At 53.9% G+C, this 16,958-nt stretch carries 12 protein-coding genes; 6 read left to right on the top strand and 6 right to left on the bottom strand.

What is annotated here, in order from left to right:
- Positions 1 to 118: 118 nt before the first annotated feature.
- The 4 genes from A6X21_RS01285 (at position 119) to A6X21_RS01270 (ending at position 7,346) form a co-directional block, all read left to right on the top strand.
- Positions 119 to 1,417, top strand: a complete 1,299-nt coding sequence (locus A6X21_RS01285) for a Gfo/Idh/MocA family protein (RefSeq protein ID WP_068845483.1) — start codon at positions 119 to 121, stop codon at positions 1,415 to 1,417.
- Positions 1,418 to 1,561: 144 nt separating this feature from the next.
- Positions 1,562 to 2,053, top strand: coding sequence for a DinB family protein (locus A6X21_RS01280; protein WP_068845481.1), 492 nt, complete (start codon positions 1,562 to 1,564; stop codon positions 2,051 to 2,053).
- An 87-nt stretch (positions 2,054 to 2,140) separates the two neighbouring features.
- The gene (locus tag A6X21_RS01275; RefSeq protein ID WP_068845479.1) at positions 2,141 to 3,931 is read left to right on the top strand and encodes an Hsp70 family protein; all 1,791 of its coding nucleotides are present in this window, start codon (positions 2,141 to 2,143) and stop codon (positions 3,929 to 3,931) included.
- Between the two features lie 121 nt (positions 3,932 to 4,052).
- Entirely contained in the window at positions 4,053 to 7,346 is a 3,294-nt protein-coding gene (locus tag A6X21_RS01270; protein WP_083233317.1) for a PSD1 and planctomycete cytochrome C domain-containing protein, read from the top strand.
- Positions 7,347 to 7,469: 123 nt separating this feature from the next.
- On the opposite strand, the gene A6X21_RS25690 is transcribed toward A6X21_RS01270, so the two are convergent.
- The 6 genes from A6X21_RS25690 to A6X21_RS01240 form a co-directional block, all read right to left on the bottom strand.
- A complete protein-coding gene (locus tag A6X21_RS25690; protein ID WP_438822572.1) occupies positions 7,470 to 7,952 on the bottom strand; it encodes a DUF3885 domain-containing protein in 483 nt (160 codons plus the stop codon).
- 167 nt (positions 7,953 to 8,119) lie between these two features.
- Complete coding sequence (locus A6X21_RS01260; RefSeq protein WP_068845470.1) at positions 8,120 to 8,983, bottom strand: hypothetical protein; 864 nt, start codon at positions 8,981 to 8,983, stop codon at positions 8,120 to 8,122.
- Positions 8,984 to 9,311: 328 nt separating this feature from the next.
- Positions 9,312 to 10,877, bottom strand: coding sequence for a sulfatase family protein (locus A6X21_RS01255; RefSeq protein ID WP_068845469.1), 1,566 nt, complete (start codon positions 10,875 to 10,877; stop codon positions 9,312 to 9,314).
- A gap of 12 nt (positions 10,878 to 10,889) precedes the next feature.
- Positions 10,890 to 12,995, bottom strand: a complete 2,106-nt coding sequence (locus tag A6X21_RS01250) for a S9 family peptidase (RefSeq protein ID WP_083233316.1) — start codon at positions 12,993 to 12,995, stop codon at positions 10,890 to 10,892.
- A gap of 202 nt (positions 12,996 to 13,197) precedes the next feature.
- Positions 13,198 to 13,665 (bottom strand): hypothetical protein, encoded by a 468-nt coding sequence (locus tag A6X21_RS01245; protein WP_131818127.1) that lies wholly within the window; start codon positions 13,663 to 13,665, stop codon positions 13,198 to 13,200.
- Positions 13,666 to 13,871: 206 nt separating this feature from the next.
- Positions 13,872 to 14,444 carry a DUF2617 family protein gene (locus A6X21_RS01240; protein ID WP_013112152.1) on the bottom strand — a complete coding sequence of 191 codons (573 nt, stop codon included), beginning with the start codon at positions 14,442 to 14,444 and terminating at the stop codon, positions 13,872 to 13,874.
- 423 nt (positions 14,445 to 14,867) lie between these two features.
- On the opposite strand from A6X21_RS01240, the gene A6X21_RS01230 reads away from it, so the two are divergent.
- A complete protein-coding gene (locus tag A6X21_RS01230) occupies positions 14,868 to 15,866 on the top strand; it encodes a cell division protein FtsQ/DivIB (RefSeq protein ID WP_131818126.1) in 999 nt (332 codons plus the stop codon).
- A gap of 126 nt (positions 15,867 to 15,992) precedes the next feature.
- Positions 15,993 to 16,469 carry a hypothetical protein gene (locus tag A6X21_RS01225; protein ID WP_068845460.1) on the top strand — a complete coding sequence of 159 codons (477 nt, stop codon included), beginning with the start codon at positions 15,993 to 15,995 and terminating at the stop codon, positions 16,467 to 16,469.
- Positions 16,470 to 16,958: the final 489 nt, after the last annotated feature.

The raw sequence follows: 16,958 nt of genomic DNA, 5'->3' as shown, positions 1-16,958 counted from the left end.
CTCCCACAGATGCCCTCATGGTGACGAATTCTGTCATGAAAAGAACAGGCTGTCATCTCATCAAAAGATTTGCATATACTGCAAGGACATGAATCCGCACCCAGGGAGATTGAGAGTCATGTCCGAGCCAAGCCAGCCTTCACGTCGATCGTTCCTGCAATCCAGTACTGCCGCGATCGCAGCAGCGACAATTCTGCCGGCCCATGTCCTGGGGCGTGAACAGACGACGGCTCCCAGTGAGAAGATCACGCTGGGTGTGATCGGGATTGGCCCGCGTTGCACTTACGATCTGAAAGCGATGCTGCAGTTGCCTGATGTCCAGTGCGTCGCTATTGCCGATGTGCAGGCGAGAAGACGGGATGCTGGCAAGAAACTGGTCGATGAGCATTACAAGAACAGCGACTGTCGTCTCTACAGCGACTTTCGCGAACTCCTCGATCGCAAAGATATTGACGCGGTGATTGTCGCGACGGGGGATCGCTGGCATGCCGCTGCATCGATCCTTGCTGCCAAGGCGGGTAAAGATGTCTACAGCGAGAAGCCTTGCGGCATCACCATCGAAGCCTGTCAGCAATTAGCGGATACGATGCACAGTCAGCAGCGTGTCTTCCAGGCAGGGACACAGCGGCGGAGTGTTCCCAACTTCCAGAAAGCGGTCGAACTGGTTCATACGGGGAAGCTCGGCAAACTGCACACCATGCACGCCTCGGTCTATATTCCTGTGCTGGATAACACGTGGTTGCCAGCTCAGAAAACGCCCGCTAAGCAGGAAGTGGATTGGAACTTATGGCTGGGGCCAGCCGCTTGGCGACCGTTCAATCAGAAGTATGTCGATGGTGGCTGGCGTGGCCAATGGGATTTCGATTCGGGAGCCCGATTGCTCGATTGGGGTGCCCACACGATTGATCTGTGCCAGTGGGCTAATCAGGCCGACAACACGATGCCAATCACTTATGAGCCACAGGAGAAAGCCATCGTCTGTACTTATGCCAACGGTGTGAAGCTGATTGTCGATTTCCTGGAAACACCCTTTGGAGAACGTTCGCCTCAATTCATCACCCGCTTAGGAACCTGCCCGGTGCGCTTTATTGGCGATGAAGGGTGGGTTGAAACGGGCGATAGTGGAGAGTTGGTTGTTCAGCCAGAAGCGCTGGCCAAAGATCAGCCACCGGCCGAAAAGCGAGTGCGGGGCCTCGATGTTTCTGTGCATGCCCGAGACTTTTTCGATTGCATTCGTACTCGCGGCAAAACAGCCTCGAATCCGGATGTCATGCGGCGGTCTCACATTGCCAGCCATGCCGCAGCGATTGCCTGGATTCTCGGGCGTAAGCTGACTTTTGACCCCGTGAGCGAGAGCTTCGTGAGCGATCCCGAAGCGAATCTGCTCAGATCGCGACCCGAACGACACTGGGCTTGATGATTGAACTTCCGGAGTGTGTCGAGTATCGAGCATGGCTGGTTGGGTGCCTCCCGCAGGTTGGAACGCTAAACTCTCCGGGAGGGAGAAACTATCGGCTGTAGCCAGCAATCTCCCTGAGATCTGAATTCCGGGAGAGAAATCATGCAGGCGATGCAGATCGCGGTCGAGAGCCTGAATATGAGCTCCATGGTACTGAAAACGTACCTGGATGATTTGAGTGAAGAAGAGTTTCTATTACCCGCAGGGCAGAGTTGCCATTGCGCTGCGTGGCAACTCGGGCATCTGGTCAGTTCAGCCAACCATATGCTGGAAGGTCTTCGACCCGGGAGTGGTATTGAACTCCCTGAGGGCTTCTCGAAGGCATATTCCAAGGCCGCTCTTGAAACCGGTGTCACACCGGCTTATCTCGCCAAGGCGGATTACTTCGCATTGTTTGATCGTGTGAATGAGGCTGCCAAAAAACTCTTTCTGTCGATGACAGAAGCCGATCTCGATCAACCGGGCCCTCCCGGATTTCCTCCCATGTTTTCGACGGTCGGATCGATTGTGGTGCTCATCGCCAGTCATCCTCTGATGCATGCCGGTCAATTTGTGCCTCTTCGTCGTCAACTGGGCAAACCGATCCGCATCTGACCTTATCCAGCTAAGCAATTAACCGATCGCGAGACGGGACTTCGGCTCGACGATTCATGAAATATCTTTTCGAGGAAACGGATTTCAATGGCACATCAATTTGCCGTAGGCATTGATCTGGGAACAACCAACAGTGTGGTTTCCTACGTTCGTCTGAGTGATGAAAAGCCAGATGTCGGACTGTTGCCAATTCCGCAACTCGTCGCACCTCAGACAACCGAAGCACGCACTTCACTGCCATCGTTTCTGTATTGTGCCGGGCCACATGATGCTCCTGGTTCACTTGATGTTCCCTGGAGTAAAGATCGCGATTTCAGTGTGGGTGAACTGGCCCGCCGGCAGTCGGCCGATTACCCCGAGCGAACAGTCATGGCGGCCAAAAGCTGGCTGGGACATAGCAAGGTGGATCGTCATCAAGCCCTGCTGCCGGTCGGAAGCGAAGAGAGCACGACAGGGATCGTCACCAGGATTTCGCCGGTAACCGCTTCCCGCAGATACCTTGAGCATCTGGTGAGTGCCTGGAAGCAGGCGTTTCCCGATGCGCCGATCAGCGAACAACTGGTCGTGCTGACTGTTCCCGCTTCGTTTGATGCCAGTGCTCGAGAATTGACTCGTGAAGCGGCTTTTGCTGCGGGTTTACCTGATTCGCTGATTCTTCTTGAAGAACCTCAGGCTGCTGTCTACGCATGGCTGACGAGTCAGGGAGAGAAATGGCGCAAGCAACTCAAAGTGGGGGAAACACTTCTCGTTTGTGACGTGGGTGGCGGTACCACAGATTTAACCATCGTGCAGGTGCTCGAAGAAGGTGGAGAGCTTTCACTTCAGCGGATGGCGGTGGGGAACCATCTGCTGGTGGGTGGCGATAACATGGATCTGGCACTGGCCTTCCATGTGGCAGAACTATTTCAGGCCAAGGGGGTACAGCTCGATCCGTGGCAATCGATTTCTCTCTGGCATACTTGCCGGCAGGCTAAAGAAGTGCTGCTGGCCCCTGATGGCCCCAAAACGCACACCATCTCGATCAAAGGACGGGGCAGCAAGCTGATTGGTGGTGCCGTGAGTGTCGAGGTTGATCGAGCCGCTGTGGCACAGCTTTTGACGGACGGGTTCTTCCCGGAATGTTCGCTGGATAGTCTGCCGCAAAAACGTCGGCAATCGGGTTTTCAGGAACTGGGATTGCCCTATGAAACCGATACTGGCATTACCCGGCATGTGGCGGCTTTCCTGGCGACACATGCTGCCGGTGTTTCCACAGGGCCCACTCATCTGCTGCTGAATGGTGGTGTCTTTAAAGCTCCCGCGTTGGCTCATCGATTGGCTCAGGTTCTTGGAAGCTGGTATCCCGCCACCCCGGTGAAACTTTTGGCAGGAGAACCAGATCTTGATCATGCAGTCGCTCGCGGTGCCGCCTATTACGGCTGGGCCAAGCAGCATGGCGGGGTTCGCATTCGTGGTGGGACAGCCCGCTCTTACTATGTGGGGATTGAAACAGCAGGGCTGGCTGTTCCCGGTGCTCCCAGGCCATTGCGCGCGTTATGTGTTGTGCCTTTTGGGATGGAAGAGGGAACAGAGGTGGATGTCCCTTCCGACCCCATTGGCTTAATTGTGGGTCAGCCCGCACAGTTCCGTTTCTTCAGTTCATCAGTTCGCAAGGATGATCGTGCGGGAAGTCGGCTGACAGCCTGGTCACCCGATGATCTTTCCGAAACCGACTCACTGGAGACAATGCTTTCGGCCGGAGATTCGGCCGAGGAACATTATGTCCCCGTCAAGTTTCACTCGAAGATCACTGAACTCGGCGTGTTAGAACTCTGGTGTGTCAGCACACGCAGCGAAGGGAAGTGGAAACTCGAATTCAGCGTACGCGATGAGGATTGATGGGTAGCAATATGTCGTCCTGATCGGGCCACCGACCGGATTGGATTTTCGTTGCATCGAAGGGCGGGGTGGCGTATGACAAAGGATTCCTGCCGAGCTTCCACTGCTGCCGAGATGTGACATGCCCCAGCCGCTTCCCGCCACCTGTCTATTCGCCTGGTGTTTCAAGTCATTGATGATTTTCGGCGTATTGCTTGCATGGCTCAATGGCAGCCCGGCGGCAATCGCTGAGGAAGCACCCAACTTTCCGCCAGAGCAGATCGAGTTTTTCGAAAAGAAGATCCGGCCTATCCTGGTCGAGAACTGCCACAGCTGCCATGGAGCCAGCCAGCAGAAAGCCGGCTTGAGGCTCGATTCACGCGATGCGATTTTGCAGGGCGGTGAATCGGGTGCTTCCGCCGTTGCTCAAAAACCCACGGAAAGCCTGCTCATCGAGGCCATTCAATACGAAGCTGATGGTTATCAGATGCCCCCCAAAGGGAAGCTTCCCGCTGAAGCCATTGCCGATCTGACTCGCTGGGTGGAACTGGGAATGCCGTGGCCCGCGGGCGATGTTCCTGCCGAGAAAGGGACGACAGCCGAGTTCAATTTTGAAGAACGGGCGAAGCACTGGTCGTTCCAGCCGATCACCAGACCTGAAGTCCCGCATGTTCAAGAGGCTGGCTGGGTTCACAATCCTGTCGATCAGTTTGTGCTCTCCAGGTTGGAATCGGCCCAGTTGCCACATGCTCCTCAGGCTGCACCGCTGGCTCGTTTAAGGCGTTTGGCAATTGATCTCACGGGGCTGCCACCTACCGCCCAGGAAATCGCCGAGTTCCAGAATGACGTTCGTCCAGATGCGTGGCAGCATTGGGTGAATCATTACCTGAGTTCACCTCACTATGGCGAACGCTTTGCCCGGCACTGGATGGATCTGACACGTTATGCCGAGACGCACGGCCATGAGTTCGACTACGAGATCCCCTATGCCTGGCCTTATCGTGATTATCTCATTCGGGCCTTCAATACCGATGTCCCTTACAACCAGTTTGTCGCTGAACATGTTGCGGGCGATCTCTTGCCGCAACCACGGCTTGATCCAGCCACAGGTTTGAATGAATCGATCTGCGGAACGGCCTTCTGGTGGTTGTCTCAAGGGAAACATTCGCCTGTCGATATCCGGTCGGAAGAGTGCGATACAGTCGACAATCAACTCGATGTCTTCAGCAAGACATTCATGGGAATGACAGTCGCCTGCGCACGTTGCCATGATCACAAGTTTGACCCCATTCGGATTCGCGATTACTACGCACTGGCGGGGTATCTGCAAAGCAGCCGACGGGATGTGGCGAATCGAGTTCCCTTAAGCACCTATGAGGCGATGATCCATGATGCCGCCCGGCATCATGATGGACGATGGACTGCGATCCTAGAGATTCAGCCGGAATTGTTCAATCAGCCTGCCAGGTGGTTGAACGCGATGAAGAACAGGCATCAGAAGCGGATTACGGCCCATCCAACCGACTGGCTCTCGCCCTGGCTGCATCTGGGATCTCTTTCAAACAAAGATGAGTTTGCCGCTAAAAAGCAGAACATGGCCCGTGCGCTGGAAGTTCAGCAGCAGCAGGCTTTGGCGGCTCGCAAGGCTGCCACAATTCTCGCCGATTTTAAGCCAGGAACTTATAACGACTGGATTAAAACCGGTGCAGCGTTTTCATTGAACGAGAACTCGGTTCTGATCGACGACAGTCGTCCCGGTGAAGGTGAAGTCTCGCTGCAGGAGGCAGGGACGGCTCACTCCGGTGCAGTTTCTCGAAAGCTGGTCGGGACACTCAGTTCACCGACTTTTGAACTCAAGCATCGTTATCTGGATCTGCGAGTTGCCCGACTGGGAGGGCCGCCACAACCCGGAAGGCAGATCAAAAATGGGCAAGTCCATGTGATCATGGATGGCTTTCAACTCATTAAAGACCCGCTCTATGGATCGTTCACGTTGAATGTTCCCAACGACGGCCAGTGGCGGTGGTTTCGGCTGGATCTCTCCCGGGCAATGGGGAGCAAGATCTACATCGAGATTGTCGATGAAGCGGCCGATGGCTGGATCGCTGTTGACGAAGTCCGAGTGACAGATGGCCCGCGAGCGGTTGACGACGTTCCCTCAGCCCTCCTGGAATGGCTCAATGATCCAGCGATTGTCGAACCCGAACAGTTGGCCGCTCGATATGTCGCATGGTGGCAAAGCGGTGGTGGGCGGGAGAAAGAGGAGTTTCCTTCGAGCACATTCACGCAGGCTCTGCGCGATCTCTGGCAAGCGGGAGTCCTGGATGAGCAGCTCTTTCCTGAAGGATCTTCCTGGAAGTCGAAGCGTCAGCAAGTCGAGCAGCAGCAGGCCCGCTGGCAAGCGGTTATGAGCCAACTGCCCGAGCCAGAGTTTGTTCTCGCGATGGCCGATGGTACTGCGGAAGATGATCATGTCCTGCTGCGGGGAAACCATAAGAAGCCTGGCCCTGTCGAGCCTCGTCGTCCATTGGAAGTGCTGGGTGGTTTGAAGATCAAGGCACCCGATCAGGGGAGTGGGCGGCTCGAACTCGTCGAGAATCTGGTGAGCCCGGAAAACCCGCTGGTAGCAAGAGTCATCGTGAATCGAATGTGGCATTACCATTTCGGGCGAGGATTGGTTCCCACGCCGGATGACTTTGGCAAGATGGGCCAACCCCCTTCGCATCCTGAACTCCTCGATTGGCTGGCGAGTGAATTGATGGACTCCGGCTGGTCACTCAAGCATCTCCACCGCCTGATTCTGAACTCGGCCACATGGCAGCAATCGAGCGATCTGGCGGCCAGTGAAATCGAAGCGAAAGATCCACAGAACATTCTGCTGCATCGGATGAATCCCCGGCGACTCGAAGCGGAAGCTGTGCGGGATTCGATTCTGGCTTTTTCAGGCCGCCTCAACAGGACGATGTATGGCCCACCCATCCCGCTTCATTTGACACCTTTTATGGAAGGTCGGGGGCGTCCGGGGCAATCTGGCCCACTCGATGGCGATGGTCGGCGAAGTTTGTACCTGAGTGTGCGGCGAAACTTTTTGAACCCAGTCTTTCTGGCTTTCGATTTCCCGACGCCATTCACCACCATGGGAAGACGCTCCACCAGTAATGTTCCTGCTCAGGCACTTGTGCTGCTCAATAATCCTTTAATTCTTGCTGAAGCCGATCGAGCTGCCCAGCAGACGAAAACATTAGGACCCGCCTCTCGGGTCGAAGCCTTATGGATCGCCGCCTATGGTCGCCCGCCAACCTCAGCCGAATCGCGCGAGGCTCTGGAATTCATCGATGAACAGTCGAAAGAGTACGGCGGCAACGACCCATCCCCCGCCTGGCGCGACCTCGCCCATGTGCTGCTCAACAGCAAAGAGTTTACCTATGTGCCATAGCGATTGCAGACCTGGATTTTAAACAGGAAGACAATTCATTTTTGTTTTAATTGATTTAATCTTCCATATGACAATGGGTAACGCTTGGAAGCATCACTTGCTTCAGGGTGTTCTCCTGTAATTTCATAGGCCCAAAGGATGTAACGATCGCCACGGAGCAAATTGTTCCGAGAGTTTCTGCAGAAGTGCTGCATCGAATGAGAATCCATCTGCACCTCCATCATACGGAATAAACACGTTGTCAGTCGTTTCTGAAAGAAACGCGATGTGTTCTTCCTGGTCTTCAGCAATCGCTAGAAGTAGTTTTCGGAGAGCCTGTGAATTCCAAGTTATATAACCCCTGGAACAATCCCAGTGATATGCCTCGTCTTCTATGACTTGATGAATCGGCGTCCATTCTATCTCTGGTATGAACGCTTCTCTGCTTTGGAACCCATTCAACCTTGATCGGATGATCATGCACCGGGCATCTTCACCGAGCAACTCTGTACCAAACCGTGAATATCGCTCAAATATTATCTGCCTCTCGAAATCATTCTCTGGATATCGCTTGGATTCTGGCAATGAATGAATTCGCAGCCAGTATTTTGGAAATTCCACTCGCATCAGATGTGCGATCGGAAATACTTTACAGAATGGTTGATCAAACCAGCGACTATGCATAGATGCCTATCATTGCTGTGACTGGTGAACGAAACGGTAAACATAAAATCAAATTTCACTTGTTCCGTGATGCCTGTCTGATCTGCCTGTCGTTCACGCATCTCCTGTCATCAGGAAGAGCTGTTTCCTTTGGCGGCTGCCGCTATCGAGAAGATCGCCTGTGCAACGGCAGCAAGAGAGCCCAGTGAACGTGATCGGACTGTAAACATTGAGCTCTCCGAGTCGAACTCTAATTGCTCCAGCGTGCCTGGTGACGTTTTGCGAAGCTGCTGTTGCACGGCTTTTTGCAGACCCAATCCCGAGTTCGCGGGACGCTGCAAACCACCAAATGAGGTGACAACGATTGAATGGACTCCGTCGTCGAATGTGATAAAGCGAGGGGCTACAGTTCCTGGACGATCTTCCGGTGGTTCTTCTTTGACCTTGACAACCAGCGGCTGGTCAACATCGTCGGCTTCCAGTAGACGTTGCACACAGGCCGCTAGATACTTGTCGAGGGCTATGCCAAGATTAGCGGGGTACTTCGCCTTCGCTCGATCACATGCGAGATCGAAAGCCTCTCGAGTTGGAAATCGAACGGGATGCACATAGCGCGTGCGGAGTTGTTCCCAGGGAGTCTCTGACAGGATATCTGCCTTCTCACGAATTAAGGCGAAGTCCGCTTCCGCCTTACTTCTGAACTCGTCCCGCACGGGCTCGGCAAAGTGACGTTTAACGGACTCAAACCACTTGAAAAACACTTCCTTCCAGTAGTCCACCTCCTTCTCTGAGACTGGCAGACTACGACGTGAAGCCTCCTTCGCCAGTAGAGCGAGGCCATGAATGGCACCGGATGCGGGCATATCGGCTTTACGACTGCCGTTGAGTTCATCGATAAGTTCTCGTGCACACTGAGTCGCCACCTGCAACTGCCTCCTGAAGCCATTACTGCCACCGGGAGTTCGATGCAGATCAGAGATGTCAATACTGGCCATAACCACAATTTCCGCAAATGATATCATTGGAAGGAAACAGTTTGAAACTGGGCACTACAATGAATTGAGTTTAGGCAGATTCGATGAGAAGCGATTTCAGTCCTGAACACGACTGAACCAGACTTATCTTTTTATTATTGAGAACCATCGGTGATCCGCAGAGAGACCGTGTTAGAAATTAACGTTCCTCTCCAGATAGGTGTGACGGCGGCGAAACGGGACCGTTTGGCTAAAAAAATCATACCAGTCTCTTTCACCTTCAAAGTGATGTACAAATCGAACAGAATTATCGAATATTTAGGGTGTATAGAATATATGTATAGATTAATCATCGCGTTGGTCGGCTGCGGCCATTTGTTTTGGACTGCTCGAGAAGTGTCTTTAATTTCATTGTGACTTCTGGTCGGGTGTCGTAGAGATTTGTGGATTCTCCCGGATCCGTCGAAAGGTTGTAGAGCTGACCTGGAGCATCGGGGGCGGCATCGGGTAGAAGGAAAGGCTTCAGGCCGGGATCATTTTCGTAGCGGTTGCCTCCTGAGCCGGCGTGGTCGAGGTATTTCCATTCCCCCTGCCGGATTGCGAGAGTGCGCGAGCCTCCGAAGGATTGTGTCAGCAGGTAAGGCCGAATCGGCGGCGAACTTTCATCAAGCCATGCCGGGAGCATGTTGAAACTGTCTTCGGCGGCATGGTCGGGGAGTTGAGCATCCACAATCGCGGCCACTGTTGCCATTACATCGGTAAGACTCGTCAGTTGCGGATTGGTTGTGCCGGGCCTGACTCTACCAGGCCACCGCACGATGAATGGGACGCGATGCCCTCCTTCCCAGGCATCTCGCTTCATTCCCCGCCACGGACGCGCTCCATCATGACCATGATCGCTTCGCATGTGAATCACGCTCGTTACTTCCGGGCCATTGTCACTCGTGAAGATCACCAGCGTCTTCTCCGCGACATGAAGTTCTTCTAACGTCTTCATGAGTTCGCCCACGATATAGTCCAGTTCGAGGAGAAAGTCGCCGTGTGGCCCGGCCTCTGATTTTCCCTGAAACTGTTTGGCAGCAAATGAGGGGAGATGAACTGCCTGTGTCGAATGGAAGAGGAAGAATGGTTTGTCAGGCGACTGGCGAACATGCTGATTGAGAAACTGTCGACTCTTTTCCAGAAAGATCAGATCGATGTTTTCCATGGTGAAGTCTGGTGCGATGAGTCCCGGACGGCAGTCATGGGCATAAGGGTGTTTGGGAAGTGCTGATTTTTCGAGTAATCGAGTGGGGGGCACAGGGACGCGATCATTCTCGATGAATGCATATAACCAGTCGGTTGTGGGACAACAGGCGGTGCCAAAGAATGAATCAAAGCCATGATCAACGGGGCCGCCTCCGATGCGGCGACTGAAATCGACCTGCCTGACTGCTTCAAGGGCATTACTATGAACGGGACGGCCTTCACGGTCGAAGAATGTCAGCCCGACATGCCACTTGCCGACGCAGGCTGTGGAGTAGCCCCGCTCGCGGAGCATCAGCGGCAATGTCAGTCGGCCCGGAGCAATCAGGGATGGCCCGCCAACTCCGGTGAAGACTGTGCCGCCATTGGGTACTCGAAAGGGCATCTGCCCCGTCATCAATCCGTAGCGAGTCGGAGTGCAGACTGTGCTGGGACTATGCGCATCGGTGAACCTCATTCCCTCGCTGGCAAGACGATCAAGCTGGGGTGTCGATACTTTCGCCTGACTGTTGTAGCAACGAAGATCGCCATACCCGAGATCGTCGGCCAGGATCAGCAGGATGTTCGGCGGCTCAGCAGCAACGATCGATCGATCAAGATTCAAGAGCACCAGAGTGCAAAGAATTGCCAGACAATCGCAGAACCAGCCTCTTGTTGTTCGATGACTCATGGGCTGGCGTCCTTATGGATGTGTGGCTGGTTGCGGGCCCGCGGGAAGATTCTGCATCAGATATCTCAGTATTAGCATCCGGACGTGCACTTGCGTACCATCTCCCTCACGCAGCCCATGATCACGATCAGGATAAACCATGTAATCGAAGGGCTTCCCCAGCGCAATGAGTCGGTCGACCAATCCTTCAATGATCTGAATGTGAGTATTTGTCTCACCCGATCCCGTGATAATCAGAAGTTTTCCCTTGAGACCTTCTGCGTAATTGATCGCAGCGGCTTTCTGATAGCCATCGGGATTCACTTCACGGGTGCGCATGAAGATCTCCTGGAACCAGGCGTTGTAAAGATGCGGCTGTGGCTTGGGGACGACAGCAATCCCGACATGGTATGAATCGGGCTTACGAAAGAGAGCATTGAGTGTATTGGAACCGCCGCCGCTCCAGCCCCAGATGCCCACGCGGGATGTATCAATAAAGGGATGTCCCTTGGCCAGAGCCTTCAGACCGGCTTCCTGCTCTTCCGTGGAAAGTAATCCCAGGCAACCGAAAACATCGCGTCGCCAGGCTGCTCCTTTCGGAGCAGGAGTCCCGCGATTATCAATCGATACCACAATGTATCCGTGCTCGGCGACCACGCGGTGGAAGTCGATCTGTGCAGCGCCCCATTCGTTCAAGACCGTCTGCGAATGCGGCTCACCATATACGTAGATGAACAAGGGATACTTTTTTGAGGGATCGAAGTCTTTGGGCTTGAGCATCCAGGCATCAAAAACAAGCCCTTCGCCGATATCGAGTTTCAGGAACTCAGTAGGTCGTGCGCCGATCAACTTCATCCGTTCACGGAGATCGTCATTGCCTTCGAGAGAGCTGACCACGCGGTGTCCCTCGACTTCGATGAGTTCATGCGATGGAGGCGAATCCAGCGTGGAATACGTATGAATGGCCCAGGTCGCATCGGGTGAAAATTGGTAGCTATGAGTGCCGATCTGATCTGGCGGTGTCATTCGCTGAAGCTGGCCCGAGCCATCCAGCGGGACTCGATAAAGATACTTCTGCGTCGCGTCATCGGGCGAGGCATAGAAATAGTACCAGCCCCGTTGTTCGTCGATGACAGCACGATCGATGATGTCATAGTTTCCTGAGGTCAAGAGTTTCAATTCGTCACCATCGCGTGAGCAGCGATAAGCATGACGCCAGCCATCTTTTTCAGTGATTACGACAAATGCCTGGCCCTCTTGAATCCAGACGAGTCCGGAATTTTTCCCCTGGCTCGACTCCACCCAGGCCTCGTTCGATTCCGAGAAAATCGTCTTGATCTGACCAGTGGTGGTGACCAGCAGGAATTCACGCTGATTACGGAAGCGACTGAACTTTTCGACGAGGATTTCTTGAGAGTTGCCTGCCCATTCGACCTGACCGAGGTAAATGCCTTCACTGGGGCTCTCGACGGGGAGCCAGACGAGTTGCTGGCCATCAGCATTGACGACGCCAATTCTTAGTTTCTCAATGGGGCCGCCGACTCTGGCAAAGCGATGTTTCTCGACCCCCGGGTAACTGGGATCACCCGGCACAATGACTGATCGTTGTCGTACATCTGTGAAGTCGGCCTCGATGAAAAGGACGCGCGAACCATCGGGACTACAGACGGGATTGCGATAGGCTGCGTGGCGATCGGGTAAAGCTGACGCCAGCAGAACCTCCTGCTGATTGGCCTGATTCACGGACAGCAGTTTTCTGTCGCGTATGACGAGTCGATGAGTCCCTGCGGGTGAGAGTGTTCGATCTGCGGGGGACGGCACTTTTTCATCGGCTGGCCATGCTCGCCTTTGTCCTGAAGATGCTTCGTAAAAGAATCGAGTCGCCTGTTTTGTCTGTGGGTCCACCTCTTCGATGACAAAGCCTGAACTGTCGGGGAGCCATGTGGGTCGGTAATTCTTCGCGCGAAATTCGCCACGGTCGTAGATCGCCTTCAAGCGAGTTTCCGCGTGGCTTTGCCAGCCTGGTGCATTTGTGACTTGAGCAGTCAATTCATGCATAAAGCCGAGGAGATAAACGGAGATTGCCCCGCACAATAAATTTCGTAGGGAGAGTCGTATGAAAACTTCGCTATGGCGCATGAATCGCTGGTCCCGGGTTCAAACCTGAAATGGACTTATTAAGTGGCAAGTTCTTTTCGCATGAACTGCCTGACCTGCTCCACGGCGGCTGTGTTAAAAATGGTATGAATTTCAATTCACCTGGTTTTGCTAATGGCCCAAAGCAACACGATGTTTTCCAACTGAGAACACGCCGAATCGTATCACCTGAATAGTTTGAGAATCACTCGATGGATGTCTCAGACAGTTCGTTGAGTAGCTTGGCCTCGTGCTCTTGGAAATGCTTTTTGTAGTCTGGCATTCTTTGCTGTAATTCACGCGATTCGTTGATCAATGAAATCTTCTCAATAATCCATGCAGGTGTGGTATCAAAAAAGTCCCAATCCCAAGTACAGCTACCAGCGCTGGCGGCAGTCAATTTCTGATTCCATGTAACAACAGTCAACCCATCATAGCTTCCTTTAGGGGTGTAGTGGTAAATCACACATTTGCCATACTCCTCCTGCCAGACACAAGGTTCGATTTCCAACAGTTCTTTTACCGAACTTCCCGGTCGAAGGCGGCCTGAATCGAGTGCGATCATTACCGGCGAAGCCCAAGATCTCATCGCCAGATAGCGATCAATATCTCTTCGAGACCAGATCCCTTTGGAGGCACAAAAGATCATCGGCACCGTGATCAGTGTAACCATGATCAACAAGATCAACGTAAGAATTGCATGTCGATTGACGGTCATGCTTTAACTGGCCTAATCAAGCATCACTGAGCATTGTTGATCCCGGTCGGGCAGGCTCACACCTGCGTGTTGAGCGTTGCACTCATGCAACATGGTCTTTTCAGGTCACACACAATCGGCAGGCGGGAGCCTGCCCTACTGTTCTGGCTGCTACACAGAGCTTATAAGCTGGTGAAGCCGGGCATGGGATTGAGTTCCAGCAGTGATTGGGTCCTGACGATGCCGCAATGGGCAGGGAAGGAATGGAAGGAGTGGACCGAGATTGCGTGGCCAGTCACTTCGAGCATCAGGAGACTGAGTGGTGCCGGACTTAACCGGTTGCGCGTGGGAAAGACGTGGCTGATGGTTGCCCGGTGCAGATCGCTGAGCAGATCTTCGTGAGCACCAAGGAACTGATCGGGTTCCAGGAGTTCGAGTTGACTGCTGACAGAATATTCCCAGTTCCCGGTCGCTGGTCGGACAATGTGCGTTTTGCAGCCGCGAATCTTCTGCAACAGGCAGGAGCGAGTGGCGGTTGACGCCAGGGATTGTTCGGCAATCAGTTCACAGAGAACACTGGATTGACGCTTCCAGATGACGGCATGGCCCATGGGTGTCAAAGCCACTTCAGCCGTTACATCGTGGGTGCGAAAGACATCCTTTTCCACAGACTTGAGAAGTTCCGGGTGAGGAGCTTTCTGACTGACCTGAAGGATCAGCGATGTCACGTCGGGCCGGATGGAATCGACGCGCATGTTGAACTTTCTGCTGAAGGGTGTGGAGTTCATGACCATCTGACAGATGAGACCATTACTCCCGGACATCTTTCACACTAACGAAGTGGCCAAGCAGTTTTCCAGAGAGGAACAGGGCTCTTGAGCAAGCTTGAGAAAGTTTCTCAAAAAGGGAGGTATCTGCTTGAAATTGATTTTCGGAGTGTCCTTGCGTGGCTTGATCACCCCGTGATCGGAACTGTTGGACCGATATTCCTGCATTCGATTCAAGTTCATCGGCATTTTCTGCCGATCAACGATTGATAAGCAGTTTTGTATCGAGCCTGGTATTGAATCGTACTGTCTTCCAGCAAGGTGGCTGGCTCTCATCACTCCGGTCGTCAAGGTTTCTCAATGAGGAGAAGCTTTTGCCCATAGACTCGATCTGATGATGGAGTGGCTCTGATGATGACTCCAGCCAGCGAGGGAAATTCGATCTGGATGCGATTGTTTCGCCCTCGTGTGCTGTTTGTTTTGGCTGTATCGCTGGCGGCTGTGGCCATGCTCCCTTCCTGGCTGAAGCGGCTACCGCGCCTGGAGACTCGGACTGATTATCGAGTGACATGGTCGCAGATTGAACTGCCTCCCGGCCCGAAAGAACTGCCTGTCAATCTTCCTCAACAACTTGAGCAGATGACGGGTGTGGATAGTCTTTCGCTGTTCGATGATCGGGCTGCTGAGAAGATTGCCTGGGCACTTTCCAAACATCCGTGGGTGCAGCGGGTTGATGAAGTCAGACTGGCCTTCCCTGCGAAGGCCACTGTTCGGCTGACCTATCGAGAACCGGTGGCGATTGTCGAGAGGCCGCAAGGGATGTACCCCATCGCTCATGATGGAGTGCTGCTTCCGCCAGAAGACTTTCGCCCATCCAGTGTCGCCACTTATCCGCAGATTCGAGGCATCCATTCATCTCCGCAGGGTGCCGCGGGAACCGTCTGGGGAGACCCTGTTGTGGAAAGTGCGGCACGACTGGCGGAACTGCTTGCGGCTGACTGGGAGCGACTGGGGCTGAAAGCCATTGTACCGGCGACAACTGCCGAAGATGCCGCCCATGTGCGTTCGTGGGGCGAGGTTTCACGTTCGGAACGGCGGCGTGAGGTCGATGGATTTCGTGGCCCGGCTGTGCTCAATGAACCAGTTGCTCCAGGCGATCAATCTGCGGAAAAAGATCATCCTCCGGAGTTTGTTGTTTTCACACATTCCGGGTCTCAGATTGAGTGGGGACGCGCACCAGGAGACGATCGACCTGGTGAGCCGACTGCTGCACAGAAGCTGGGGCGACTCAATCGTTACGTGAGCGAAATTGGCGAACTGGGGTCTGGTTATGCGATTGATTTAAGGCATTGGCACGAGATCAGTCGCCGGCCGATGACAGCGGGCCGTGGAGTTCCCCAACGCCGCTAGAGTTTGCGAGTTTGATCGGTTCTGGGCAGGTGAAGCGTTGTTTTGACTTTGGATTTGAGTCCTGAGATCCCGATAACCTCAGAAAACAGCGTCACAAATCGAAGTTGGCGCAAGAGGAGAGGTTCTGTGGCGCATTCTCACCTGGTGATTCAGCATCTGCTTAAACAAATCGAGGGGCAATCGCAGGTTCGCAAAGACAAGCGGCCAAAATGGCTGATTGCTGCTGCTGATCGCTTTGCCGATGCCTTTGATCCACTGGGCGAAGTGGGCCGCGTAGGCTATGAATGCGAGTGGACGGACTGGGGCTGGGAACTGCGGATGTACCTGGGCATGACCGAAGTGGTCGGCGGCAAGTACGATGGTGACTGGCAGGGTTCCAGCTTTGAACTCGACGTCGCAAGGCTGGTGGCGGTCTTCGATGAACCACCCGCCATTGCCTGGAGCGTGAGTGCTTCAAAACCCGAATCGAGCCGTTCGTTCCTGACAATTACTGGTACCAGCGACAACGAGCCCTTGCGGCTGAAGGTCTATTCGCTGCCCCCGCGCGAATCGTCACCTGTCCTGACACGCCGACCCGATGGGAGCATCGAGCCGAAGGAATGAGGCCGGTCGGATATCGAGCCGAAGGAATGAGGCCGGTTGACCAAGCGCCGAAGGAATGACGATCTCAGGGGTGGCTGGGGTCAAACGTCCTCGTTTGCCCCCAGGTCATTCGACTTTGATTGTCCCTGGGAAGCTTTTTCAACTGCCATGAAGCATGTTTTCAGATGCATTCGTGCTGGTGAACTCGATTGAACAGGGTGGGCACATGAAGACATCCGACCTAGGTCACCCGACAGACATTTCCAACGAGGACGCGGGCGCCGGTTTTTCTCCTTCTCCCGTTCTGACGGGAGAAGGCCGGGATGAGGGGAGCCCAAACGTATTGAGCGCGCGATTCACAACAGGCTTCATTGCAGGAAGCTTCTTGACGAGAATCGCTCCGGTCAAAGCCTTCGTCCTGAATGCACATCGATCGAAAGACCAAATGCCAACCCCACTGTCGCTTCTAATAATGCCGGTGCGTCGTTGATTCCGTCACCCACATAAACA

It is taken from the genome of Planctopirus hydrillae (genome assembly GCF_001707835.1).
GTDB classification, from domain to species: domain Bacteria; phylum Planctomycetota; class Planctomycetia; order Planctomycetales; family Planctomycetaceae; genus Planctopirus; species Planctopirus hydrillae.
This window is presented reverse-complemented; position numbering and strand designations above follow the sequence as displayed.

Coding starts and splice junctions, on each gene's coding strand:
- A6X21_RS01285 (WP_068845483.1), top strand. CDS start 119: ATGTCCGAGCCAAGCCAGCCTTCACGTCGATCGTTCCTGCAATCCAGT.
- A6X21_RS01280 (WP_068845481.1), top strand. CDS start 1,562: ATGCAGGCGATGCAGATCGCGGTCGAGAGCCTGAATATGAGCTCCATG.
- A6X21_RS01275 (WP_068845479.1), top strand. CDS start 2,141: ATGGCACATCAATTTGCCGTAGGCATTGATCTGGGAACAACCAACAGT.
- A6X21_RS01270 (WP_083233317.1), top strand. CDS start 4,053: ATGCCCCAGCCGCTTCCCGCCACCTGTCTATTCGCCTGGTGTTTCAAG.
- A6X21_RS25690 (WP_438822572.1), bottom strand. CDS start 7,952: ATGCGAGTGGAATTTCCAAAATACTGGCTGCGAATTCATTCATTGCCA.
- A6X21_RS01260 (WP_068845470.1), bottom strand. CDS start 8,983: ATGGCCAGTATTGACATCTCTGATCTGCATCGAACTCCCGGTGGCAGT.
- A6X21_RS01255 (WP_068845469.1), bottom strand. CDS start 10,877: ATGAGTCATCGAACAACAAGAGGCTGGTTCTGCGATTGTCTGGCAATT.
- A6X21_RS01250 (WP_083233316.1), bottom strand. CDS start 12,995: ATGCGCCATAGCGAAGTTTTCATACGACTCTCCCTACGAAATTTATTG.
- A6X21_RS01245 (WP_131818127.1), bottom strand. CDS start 13,665: ATGGTTACACTGATCACGGTGCCGATGATCTTTTGTGCCTCCAAAGGG.
- A6X21_RS01240 (WP_013112152.1), bottom strand. CDS start 14,444: ATGCGCGTCGATTCCATCCGGCCCGACGTGACATCGCTGATCCTTCAG.
- A6X21_RS01230 (WP_131818126.1), top strand. CDS start 14,868: ATGATGACTCCAGCCAGCGAGGGAAATTCGATCTGGATGCGATTGTTT.